We start from the raw sequence: 10,423 nt of genomic DNA, 5'->3' as shown, positions 1-10,423 counted from the left end.
CCTTCGAGACAGTCATGGCCCGCATCCGGGTGCCGAGAACCGGCCCCGGCCGGCCCCGGACCCGCCCCACCGCGGTCCTGGCCGACCGCGCCTACGCACGTCGACCTCGTGGTGATGCTGGGCGGGGATCGAGTGGGACAGGTCGAGTGCGCGGCGGCGGGCGAGTCCGGTGCCGTAGACCGCCGGAAGGTCGGACAGGACGGCGACAGTGTGCTGGCACGCTTCTCGGGCCGCTCGTGCGACGGTGTGCACCGCCTGCTCCAGGACGCCGGGGCAACCTGCCGCTCCCGGGGGAGCCCCGTGCCGCGCCGGGTCCTGACCTGCCAGGTGCGGCGTACGGTGGAGGCATGGCGAGGTGGAAACCGAGCTACTTCCAGGCAGAGGACATCGCGGTCCGTCGCCTGATCTCCGCGTACCCGTACGAGTACCAGCGCCTCCTGGCGCAGGCGAAGGCGGAGCTGCCGACCGAACCCTGCGAGGGCTGTGCCTACCTCGGTGCCGACGCCTTGGAGCTGGCCGACCTCCTCGGCCACGACAAGCAGGGCCACCAGGCGCACCGGGCCCTGTGGTCGGAGCAGATCCGCAGCGTGGACGCACTACTCCGCGTCCTCGACGGCGACCTTGGGCTCTACTACCTCCACGGCCAGGGCCTCGGGAACGGCGGGCTGGAGCGCATCCACGACCGGGTATGCCGACTGGAACGGGGCCGGCCCGGGCCGGGCAGTCGGTACGCCGCGCGGCGCCGCACCGACGGGGACGCCCCCAGCGCCGTGACGCAACCCAGGTCACGAGCTTGACAGGGAAGCCACAAGCGGGTGGCCTGCCCCGGGCAGGCCGGGCCAACACCGGCTGTCGGTGAGGGGTGGCAGGCTGCGCCCATGAGCTATGACCTTGCTGTGTGGGAGGGGGAGAGGCCCGCAGATGATGCCTCTGCCGCCCGGTGCTTCACCGGTCTGTACGACCGATACATCGACACAGAGGGGCCCGCGGTTCCTCCGGTCGAGCGAGTAGCGGCCTTCGTGGCCGCGCTCTTGGAACGGTGGCCGGATCTCACTGAAGACGATGACGACACCTCGCCGTGGTCAACCAGTCCGCTGATCGGAGAGGCCTGCGGCCCGCTGATCTACTTCCCCATGCGCTGGAGCATGGCCGAGGAATCATCTGCCTATGCGGCTGGGATTGCTTCGTCGATGGGCCTCAACTGCTTTGACCCGCAGGCCCGGAAACTCCGGCCTTAACGAGACTCGGAAGCGGGTGTCCTGTCTCATCGGGCCTTGACCGGCCTCACCGGAGTTTGACGACCGTCCTGTTCGCCTCATCGAAGTCTGGTCACCGCCGAGGCTCGTGGATCAGGGCGCGTACCCTCGGCTCCGTGCCCCGCCATCCGAAGAGGCCCCGTCGACTGATTGCCGACGGGCGCGTGTATCTGTGGACGCTCCGTCACCGCCACAGCGTGGCGGACAGCGGCCGGTCGTGCTGCGAGACCCTCACGCTGTACCCGCAGCCCCCCGGCACTGGCGGCCCACTGCGCATCGTCTTCACTGAGAGCCCGGGCCGGTACGTCCCAGGTGGCGCTCCCTTGGGCTCTGGAGACGTGGGGTACGTCCAGGGCGCCTCCCTGAACCTGCACGAACCCGGCGCCGTCAAAGCCCTGCTCGACGCGGCGTCGACCGCGGGGTGGCAGCCGGAGGGGCGGCAGGCGGTGGAGATCGACGGCTGGTCCCTGCTGGAGGCAGCCGCCGCTCGTGCCGGCGCCACCGGCCCCGCGGGCCCGAAGGAGCGGCTCCGATGACTTCGTTGATCTTCGAACCGGCCCTCGCGGGTACCGCTCAAACTCCGTTGAGACGGCACAGCGGCACAGCGGTGCGACCGAGGGCCTGGCTCAGCGGCTCGACGGCCGACTTCGGCTTCCCGAGTCAGATCGCCTGATACCCGAAGTCCGACAAGCCCCCGCGCCCTGATCCCGGTCCCGGGCGCTGTGCCGACCCGCTCCCTGGGCCTGACCGCCTGACCGCCTGACCGCCTGACCACGGGGCCGCATGCCTTTCCAAGGCGAAGCGATCGGGCAAGGCGTGCCGCTCCGGTCTGCGGCAGAGGGCCGGCCCGGTGGCGTCGGCCAGACGACCTGGAGAAAGACGGGGTGGCGGGCCGCCACCGGCGCCTAACAGGACGGGCGGTACGCGCTCACCAACAGCGTGTCGGCGGTGCGCGGCCCATTGGTGGAGGCGGGCAGCACATCGACGGTGATCCTGGTGAACTCGGCCTCGTCGAGCAGCTTGGTCCAGACGTGCTCTTCGAGCACCCAGCGGCGCATCGTGGCTTCCTCGCCGTCTGGTGTCTTAGCCGGCACTTCGGCGGCCACCACATCGGGCTGGGCGGGCGTCCCGCTCAGGTAGTGGGCGAGAGTTGCGAACACCAGCCGCCCGCCCGGTGTTAGGGCGGCGGCCGCCGCCGGCAGCAGCTCCCGCGGGTCGGTGAAGTCGAGGGCGCCAAAGACGCTGTACAGCACGTCGTACTTGCCGCGCATCGCTTCTAGGTGGGGCACCGCCTCGCACTGCACGATGCGCAGGCGCGGCGCGAGGTGGGCGTACAGGCCGGTTGCCAGGGCGTGCTGGGCGGGCGAGGCGTCGACGGCCACGACCCGGGCGGGCTGGTGATGAACCGCTAGGTGTGCGGCGTGCCGGGTGGCTCCGGCGCCGAGGTCGCCCACGCAGCGGCCGGTCAGGTCGCCCAGGACCTCCGGGCCGGGCCCGGCGTCCTGGCCCCAGTTCCAGTAGAAGGAGTCGGGAACAGCGCGGTCGCTGGAGGCCCGGGCGCGGCCATAGTGATGCCAGAGGTCTGCGGTGCTGGATGTCACCCGCCCCATCCTGGCGGCCGCCACCCGACGGCGGGCGACTTCAGCGAAATCTCATCCGGGTGTGCTCCGGGGTCCCCGGCCGTCCGGCTGGAGTCCCCCGAAGCATCCGCCGCTACGGTGCGGTCAGTGCGAGTCGTTTCCGGGGTGGCACGGGCCGCACTCGGCGGCGTCCGCCCACAGTGACAGGTCGACCTCCCAGCCGTCGGCCGCGATGATGTGGACCGTCTTCATCACGGAGCCGTCGTTCTTGAAGTCGACCTTGGGCACGTGGTGCAGGAACTCGCCGCCGTTGAACTTCTCGCACAGCTCGGAGTACGCCACGGTGTCCAGGATGACCGTGTGGACGCCGATGTCGACGAGCTTGCTGGGCGCGAGCCCCAGCTTCTCGCCCCGGTGGTTCATCGCTGTCAGCAGGTACGCGTAGCCCTGGTCGAGGACCCGGGCGGCCATGATCGAGTCGTACGGGTAGTCCCGCATGAGGAGCCCGACCTGCTTGTCCCACAGGCCGGCCGGAACGGCGTCCCGGGCGGAGCGGACCGGGCCGGTCGTCGGGTCGGCGGCCGGAGCGTGTGCAATAGCGGTGGGTGCCATGGAGTGCCTCCGATGGACGGCGCCCCGCGGATCGGGGCGGTGCACCGAGCACACCGCGCCGACCGGCCGAGCGGTGATCAAGTCTCGTCCTGTGCACGGCGTTTGCACGTCGTGCAAGCGGCCTCGACACACCCGGACAGCCCTCGTACCGTGGAGGGCCCCCGGTCTGTGCGGTGTGGGAGGGACATGTGCCCGTTGACCCGCTCTGGAACAGCACGACGGCGTTGGAGTTAGCCGCGCAGCGGCGCCCCGGCGCGCTCATCCGCCTCGGACGCGAGCACCGCTCTTGGACGCTCGCCGTGCTCGGAGACCGAATCGGCTGCTCACCCGCCACCGTCTCTCGGCTGGAGCGCCGCACTCGGATCGTCGACTTGGCACTGGTTCACCGCGCTGCACTCGAAGTCGGCGTGCCCAGACACGTCCTGACGACTTCTCTGGCGCCGCCCCCCGCGACGGCAACGGCGGCCACTAGAGTGACGGCCAGTTCGCGTGACGCCGAGGAGGACCCCATGCGCCGCCGTACGCTGCTCACCGCCACGGCGGCCGCCGGACCGGCCGCCCTGCTGATGGGCCTGGATGATGCCCTGGCCGCCACCCCCGCCGCGCCCGGCGCCGGCCCCATCGACGGCCGCTTGGCCGGCGCCCGCACGCTGTACGACAAGGGCTCGCACGCCCCGCTCCTCGCCGCGCTGCCCGACCTCATCGCCGACGCGCACTCCGCCGTAGCCTCCCGCCGCAGTCTCGACCAGGCCCGGCTGTCTGCCGTGTACAGCCTCACCTCCGCTGTCCTCATCAAGCTCGGCTCGAACGACCGTGCCCGGCTCACCGCGGACCGCGCCCGCACCTGGGCCGAGATCTCCGGCTCGCCGCTCGTAGCGGCGGCCGCTGCACGGGAGCTGGCGATCGTTCTCCGCCACCAGAACCAGACGGACGCCGCGCAGCGCCTCATGTCATCGGCGGCAGCCGAACTTGAGGCGACCGGGCTGCGCACCGACGCCACGGCGGCCGCGTACGCGCAGATGTTGTGCACCCTGGCCTACACCGCCGCCCGGGGCGGACAGCGCACCGAGGCCCTCGCGATGACAGAGGAAGCCCGCCGCGCCGCCCGCCACTTGCCCCAGGTCGTCCCAACGGGCCGCCTGTTCAACCTGAGCCCGGCCGCTGTCGACCTGTACGCGGTCGGTGTGCACTGGGCACTCGGCGACGCGGGCGCCGCCCTGGACGCTGGGAAGAATCTGCGGCCCGAGCAGTTCCCGACCGCGGAGCGCAAGGCCCGTATGAGCACCGACATGGCGCGGGCCTGGTGGGCGTGGCAGCGGCCTGAGCAGACCGCCCGCGCGCTGCTCGACGCCTACCGGGCCAGCCCCGGTGAAGTCCGGGACCGGCCCGCGATCCGCGGCATCGTCAACGAACTGGCTGAGCGGCACCCGCGCACTTGCGGCGTGCGCGAGCTGTACGCCGCCGTGACGAGGGCGTAGCGAGGATGCCCCGATCTGCACCCGGCCGCCGCGTCCCGGATGGGGGAGTAGTGGCGTGGCCAGTCGCATCTGGAGCGCGTAGCCGAAGAACCGGTGGTGAACAGGTAGCCGGAGGTGAAGATATCTACGTGCTGGGCCACTACAGCTTCACCGCGTCCGTCCCGGTCGGGGAGAACCTGCGCCCGCTGCGCGACCCGGACGCTCCCGGGCTCCACGAAAGGCCGTCGACGGGGCGGGGGACTGACCGGAGGGCTCCCCGGCGCCGGGAATCCCACCCGCGCCCTCGAACACTACCGTCTTCTCGCTGGTCAGGTCGCTGGAGCGGGTACCGGGAGGCGTCACTTCGGAACGGGTGGTGACGCCTCCCGGTACCCGCTGGCGGGCGGCTTGGCGCTCGCGGTAGGCGGCCTGGCGGCACGCGGGCCGGCAGTAGCGGGAGTCACGGCGGTGGCCGTGCCCGAGGGCGAAGCGCCGGCCACACGACGGGCAGCGCACGACGTGCTCGGTCTGGCGGCCCAGGGTGTACGACAGGCCGATCTCGACGGCCTCCTCGAAGTGGCGGCGCCACCGCCGCGCGGCGGCCTTGCACGCCGCGGAGCAGAACCGCCTGTCGCTGCGGGAACGCACGGCAGCGGCTGAGAGCAGAAGATGTATGCGCAGCGGCGCACCTGCCCGGCCATGCCTCAACCGTACGCTCGCGCCGTTCAGAGCCCAGGGCGAGAACGAGGCGTCCCGGCGTGACGAAGGGGGCCGCGATGACGCAGAGGGTGTTGCGCCAGGCCGCGGCGCTGCTGCGACGCCGTGCGGCCGAGGCCATCGCCTCGCCGAAGGAACGGTGGATGGTGGACCAGGGCGAGGAGGGTGCGCTGGTCCTGGCGGCGTTCCCGTCGATCTGGTCATACCGCCCGCTTGAGGCGAGGTGGTCGAGGATCGTGTGGAGCTGGGGCAGGCCGAGGATGAAGGAGCCCGGGTGAGGTAGTCGTAGACGTTCACGGGCTCGGTGCGGCCATTGTGGCGGCCCGGTACTCCCGAAGCTGCGGCCCGGGGACATGCCCCCGGGCCGCAGCTTCGGGAGTACCGGGCCGAGATCCCGGCGTCCGCGGCGTGAGCGGCGAGCTGGTGGGGGCCGTAGGCGTGCACGGGCTGCCAGTACGTCATGACCAGCAGCGCGGCCGACGAACTCGCGGACAGCTCTCGCGCCGCGACGAAGAGGTCCTGCATCCGAAAGCCCGCGTCGAGCGCGGTGCGGGAGGCCGCCTGGATGACGGGGCCGTCAAATCCCCCGTCGGCGTAGGGGATGCCCAGCTCGATCACGTCAGCCGCCTGCGTCAGCAGGTGCAGGGCGTCCATGCCGCTGACCCGGTCGGGGTAGCCCACCGGCAGGTAGGTGGCGAGCGCGCACCGGTCCTGCGCCTGCGCGGCCTCGATGGCACGCCCCAGGCCCGCACCCGCCGGAGCGGACGGCGGCCACCACGCCGGCGCCAGTACCGGGACAGGCCCGGCGGTCGCCGTCACCGCGACGCCCCGACGTACAGGCCGTCCGCCTCCAGGGCGCGGATCGTTTGGTGGTCCGCGTCGACGGCCGCGGCGTCATCCGCGGACAGGGTCAGCCGTCCCGGGGAGGTCAGCAGGTCCACCGTGCGGACGACGGGCGTGCCGGGCTTGAGGGCGCCGACGTGCCCGCGGACGGTAGGCAGGGCGAGCAGGGTTTCCAGCAGCGCCTGGTCGAGGACGCCGTCGGTCGGGGCGATCAGCGAGACCTTTGTGACGAAGCGCCGCGGCCGTCGGCCGCTGGCGGTGAGCGCGGGCCATCCGGTGAGAGCGGCGTGGACGGCGTCCCGCACGTGGTCGCTGCCGGTGGCCTCCCGCATGGCGACCGGGTCGTAGGAGCCCTCCGGGCGGGCACCCGTCTCGATGAGGACCGGTCCCCGGCGCGGCACGTACATCAGCTCTGTATGGGCGGGGCCACTGCTGATGCCCAGGACGTCGAGAACGCGCGCTGTGTACTGCGTGAGCATGCGCGGGATGAGGTGGTAGGGCTGGAGCAGGTCGAGGCGGTCGTAGAGGTGGCCGGTGCGGGTGCGGTGGTCCGCCCACAGTTCGGTGAACGCGTGCCGCACGCCGCCGCCCGGAGTGCGCGCCGACACCGAGTTGACGACGTACTGGGTGCCGATGAGGCGCTCTTGCAGGATCAGATGATCGTTGGTGCCCCCCAGCGCGTTGGGAACTTCGTGGAGGCCGCGCCAGGCTGCCTTGATGGCGTCCGGACTGGAGCAGAACGCGACGCCGTCTGATCCGCCGCTGTCGGCCGGCTTGAGGACGAACTCGCTGCCCGGCTGCATGTCTGCCCACTCCAGTGCCTCGCGGAGGCTGTCCGTGCTCAGGCTGCGTGGAGCGTCCAGGCCTGCGGCTTTGAGCGCGGCCGCCATGGCGCCCTTGTCGCGACGCAGGTCAGAGGTGACGGGGTCGTTGCCCGGCAGGCCCAGGCGGTGCGCGAGCGCCTCGGCGTGCGGTACCCCGATCTCCGTTCCGGCCAGGATGATCGTCACGCCGACCCTTTTCAGGGCGCTTGCGGTCGCGTGGATGTCCCCGTCGTGCACGACCACCTCGCGGTAGCCGGCGGGGTCGAGGCTGCCCCGGTACATGGGTGCCAGCAGCCGGTCGGCCGGGGTGACGGCGACGCAGTCCCAGCCCCGGGCGGCGATTTCGGCCCGGTAGTGCTTGCCGGTCCCGTAGGGGGCGACCACGGCGGCGACGCCGTGCGTGGGGCGGACCGTGTGGGTCTCGGTGCGGGTGGTGTCGAGCGCGGGGACGGCCATCAGGTGCTCCAGGTCGTGGACGAGCGGATGCGGGGGGTTGGTCAGCGGACGCATGCGGTGGCCCGGGGTGAGCCGGTGCCGGAGGGTGTGGTGGGTGCGGGGACGGCGAGCGCCAGGCTCATCTGCTGCGCCGGGATGGTGAGCCAGTGCGCCAGCTCCAGGCCGGCACCGCGCAGTTCGCCGGACAGGCCGGGCAGCCGGAATTTCGCGGAGATCTCGGTGCGCAGGTCCTCGCCCGCCGCGAAGTCGATGGCGAGGTCCAGGCGTTCCTGGAGCAGAACCCCTAACCCTCACTCTCAGCGTCACCCCACACGCCGAGTGAATACCCTCGGCCGTTTTGTGCTGCCCTGACACCTTCTGCGGACAGCCGCACGAACAGTCCAGAGTGTGGCATAGATCTCCGTTTGAATGAACGTAAAACCGCACGGGTATGCAGCGCCCGCCATCGCTTTCTGATCTTGCGAGAAAGGTTTGCCTTGGAATCTTCCATGGCTGCTGCGGCCGTCGACCGACGGGCGCTCACTTCTCTCTTCGCCCGACTACGGACCAGCGCAGGCCAGAGAAATCCACTCCCCGCTTACGAACATCTCTCACAGATGGGTGACGTCATCCCCGCACCGTGGGGCGGATATCTCGTCACCTCCCACCGTCTGTGCGACCAGATTCTCCGGGACAGAACTTGGACGGTCCCGGACCACAGCTGGCGCTCCGGGCAGGCAGACAAAAGCCGGTGGGACACCCCCGCCTCCCGGCAGATGGGCCGCTCCCTGCCCATGCTGAACCCGCCCCACCACATGCGAATACGCCGAGCGCTCGGGAACGTCTTTCCCCACAGCGCCCTGGACGCGATGAGACCCTCGCTCGCGCGAGCCGCCAACCGCCTTCTCGACCAGTTCGAGGATCGGCTGCGTGACGGCCCGGCCGACTTCAACGCACGCGTCAGCGAGGAACTGCCCATCATCGCTATAGGGCGGTGGATGGGACTGCCCCCCGCCGACTACGCGCTCCTGCGGGATCTCACCCATGATCAAGTTTTCGCACAGGAGCTGTTCCCCAGCGCCTCCCAGCTCGCCCTTTCCGATGACGCCACGCGGAAACTGCGCAGCTACTTCACCGAGTTGATTCGCGAGCGCCGACGCGCACCGGGCGATGACCCCGTCTCGACGTGGCTGCGCACGTGGGACACGCTCGAAGGCGACCAGGACCGCGCCGACGAAGCGGTCCACGCCGTAGCGCTGTTCATGATTCTCGCCGCCCTGGAAACGACCTCCCACGTCCTGTCCAGCACGGTGCATCTCCTGTTACAGCACCCGGACCAGATGGACATCCTGCGCCAACGCCCGGGCCTGGTCCCGGACGCGGTCGAGGAGGCCCTGCGCTACGACGCTCCGATCCACATGATCAGCCGCATCGTCCCGGCCGACACCCAACTCGGTGACGTCTTGGTTCCGGCCGGCCAGATGGTCCAGCTCATGGTCGGAGCGGCCCACCATGATCCCTCCCAGTACCCCAACCCGCACCGCTTCGACGTCCGCCGCCAAGCCCCCCACCTCGCCTTCGGAGCGGGCATCCACTACTGCCTCGGCAATGCCCTGGCCCGCCTAGAGGCCAGCGTGCTGGTCACAGCACTGATGAGCAGAACCATCCGCCCGCAGCTCGCCGCACCCGTCCAGTGGGCACCGCGGGTGGCCTTCCGCCGGATCACCTCCCTGCACCTCACCCTGTCCTGACCACTCCCCGAAGCGAGACACGATGCTCAAAGACTTCAAGACCCTCGATGTGACCCACGACAAAACCGTCCTCCGGGTACGGCTGAACCAACCCGAGACCGGCAACGCCATCACGTCCGAGATGCTCGCCGAGCTGCTGAAGGTGCTTCGCGCGCTGGAGGACGACAACAGCGTCCGCGTGATGGTGCTCTCCGGTGCAGGCGAAGACTTCTGCACGGGAGGCGACCGGCGGGAGTTCCCCGCCCTGCTCGAACAGGACCCGAGCGGGGCCAGCCTGCGGGCCCTCGCCAGCCGGGCACAACGCGTGTGTGCGGCTCTCTCGCAGCAGTACGTGGTCACCGTCGCCGAGCTGCACGGTGCGGTCATCGGAGCCGGGCTCGGCCTCGCGGTGTTCTGCGACCTCCGGATCGGGACAGACACGTGCCGGTTCCGGATGCCCGAAGTGGGCCTCGGTGTCCCGCCGGCCTGGGGAGGGGTGTTGCCACGCCTCGTGGAGGAAGCGGGCCAGGCCCAAGTCCGCCGACTGCTGCTGACCGCCGAGAACTTCGGCGCCGCCCGGGCCCTGGAGCTGTCGATCCTGCACGAGGTCGTCGCCCCCGAGGACCTGGAGGCCTCCGTCGCCAAGTGGGTCCGCCCGCTCGCCCGTCGCGACCCGCTCACGCTACGCACCACCAAGGGCATGCTGAACAGCGTCGCCGCCGCTGCGGAAGCCCCCGTCGGCCTGTACGACGAGGAACTGCTCACAGCCTCCATATCCAGGACCAGCCTCGCGCGGCGGAGCTGACCCGCTCTCTTGTAGATAGTTGCCCGTAGCCCGCTTCCTTGGTCTTGAACCGGGAGGGACAGGACTACGGGCCCGCAAACGTGGCCCGGTACTCCCGAAGCTGCGGCCCGGGGACATGTCCCCGGGCCGCAGCTTCGGGAGTACCGGGCCGAGCGCCGAGTTAA

The 10,423-nt window shown here is 70.9% G+C and carries 11 protein-coding genes and 3 pseudogenes; 9 read left to right on the top strand and 5 right to left on the bottom strand.

Going from position 1 to position 10,423, the window contains the following annotated elements; genetic code table 11:
- From AB0F03_RS37415 to AB0F03_RS37395, 5 genes and pseudogenes are all read left to right on the top strand, one after another.
- Positions 1 to 104 (top strand): annotated as a pseudogene (locus AB0F03_RS37415) (IS5/IS1182 family transposase); the annotation flags it as partial.
- A gap of 243 nt (positions 105 to 347) precedes the next feature.
- Complete coding sequence (locus AB0F03_RS37410) at positions 348 to 797, top strand: hypothetical protein (protein WP_362000845.1); 450 nt, start codon at positions 348 to 350, stop codon at positions 795 to 797.
- 81 nt (positions 798 to 878) lie between these two features.
- Positions 879 to 1,238 carry a hypothetical protein gene (locus tag AB0F03_RS37405; RefSeq protein ID WP_362000837.1) on the top strand — a complete coding sequence of 120 codons (360 nt, stop codon included), beginning with the start codon at positions 879 to 881 and terminating at the stop codon, positions 1,236 to 1,238.
- Between the two features lie 182 nt (positions 1,239 to 1,420).
- Entirely contained in the window at positions 1,421 to 1,792 is a 372-nt protein-coding gene (locus AB0F03_RS37400) for a hypothetical protein (RefSeq protein ID WP_362000840.1), read from the top strand.
- Entirely contained in the window at positions 1,789 to 1,929 is a 141-nt protein-coding gene (locus tag AB0F03_RS37395) for a hypothetical protein (RefSeq protein WP_362000834.1), read from the top strand. Before AB0F03_RS37400 ends, AB0F03_RS37395 begins: the two co-directional genes overlap by 4 nt.
- 232 nt (positions 1,930 to 2,161) lie before the next feature.
- Here AB0F03_RS37395 and AB0F03_RS37390 read toward each other — a convergent pair whose 3' ends face one another.
- Positions 2,162 to 2,857 (bottom strand): class I SAM-dependent methyltransferase, encoded by a 696-nt coding sequence (locus AB0F03_RS37390; protein ID WP_362000831.1) that lies wholly within the window; start codon positions 2,855 to 2,857, stop codon positions 2,162 to 2,164.
- A 123-nt stretch (positions 2,858 to 2,980) separates the two neighbouring features.
- Entirely contained in the window at positions 2,981 to 3,448 is a 468-nt protein-coding gene (locus AB0F03_RS37385; RefSeq protein WP_362000829.1) for a hypothetical protein, read from the bottom strand.
- Positions 3,449 to 3,636: 188 nt separating this feature from the next.
- Between AB0F03_RS37385 and AB0F03_RS37380 the strand changes: the two genes are divergently transcribed.
- Entirely contained in the window at positions 3,637 to 4,926 is a 1,290-nt protein-coding gene (locus tag AB0F03_RS37380) for a helix-turn-helix transcriptional regulator (protein ID WP_362000827.1), read from the top strand.
- Between the two features lie 755 nt (positions 4,927 to 5,681).
- Positions 5,682 to 5,900, top strand: a complete 219-nt coding sequence (locus AB0F03_RS37375) for a hypothetical protein (protein ID WP_362000842.1) — start codon at positions 5,682 to 5,684, stop codon at positions 5,898 to 5,900.
- Positions 5,901 to 6,021: 121 nt separating this feature from the next.
- On the opposite strand, the pseudogene AB0F03_RS37370 reads toward AB0F03_RS37375, so the two are convergent.
- The 3 genes and pseudogenes from AB0F03_RS37370 to AB0F03_RS37360 form a co-directional block, all read right to left on the bottom strand.
- Positions 6,022 to 6,441: pseudogene (locus tag AB0F03_RS37370) on the bottom strand (tryptophan synthase subunit alpha); the annotation flags it as partial.
- A complete protein-coding gene (locus AB0F03_RS37365) occupies positions 6,438 to 7,799 on the bottom strand; it encodes a hypothetical protein (protein WP_362000824.1) in 1,362 nt (453 codons plus the stop codon). The pseudogene AB0F03_RS37370 and the gene AB0F03_RS37365, both read right to left, overlap by 4 nt.
- A pseudogene (locus AB0F03_RS37360) lies at positions 7,787 to 8,008 on the bottom strand (L-histidine N(alpha)-methyltransferase); the annotation flags it as partial. The gene AB0F03_RS37365 and the pseudogene AB0F03_RS37360, both read right to left, overlap by 13 nt.
- 333 nt (positions 8,009 to 8,341) lie before the next feature.
- Here AB0F03_RS37360 and AB0F03_RS37355 point away from each other — a divergent pair.
- Positions 8,342 to 9,475 (top strand): cytochrome P450, encoded by a 1,134-nt coding sequence (locus AB0F03_RS37355; RefSeq protein ID WP_362000821.1) that lies wholly within the window; start codon positions 8,342 to 8,344, stop codon positions 9,473 to 9,475.
- Between the two features lie 22 nt (positions 9,476 to 9,497).
- Positions 9,498 to 10,259, top strand: coding sequence for an enoyl-CoA hydratase/isomerase family protein (locus AB0F03_RS37350; protein ID WP_362000818.1), 762 nt, complete (start codon positions 9,498 to 9,500; stop codon positions 10,257 to 10,259).
- The last annotated feature ends 164 nt before the right edge of the window (positions 10,260 to 10,423 follow it).

The sequence above is a fragment of the Streptomyces sp. NPDC028722 genome (genome assembly GCF_040637655.1).
GTDB lineage: Bacteria > Actinomycetota > Actinomycetes > Streptomycetales > Streptomycetaceae > Streptomyces.
This window is presented reverse-complemented; position numbering and strand designations above follow the sequence as displayed.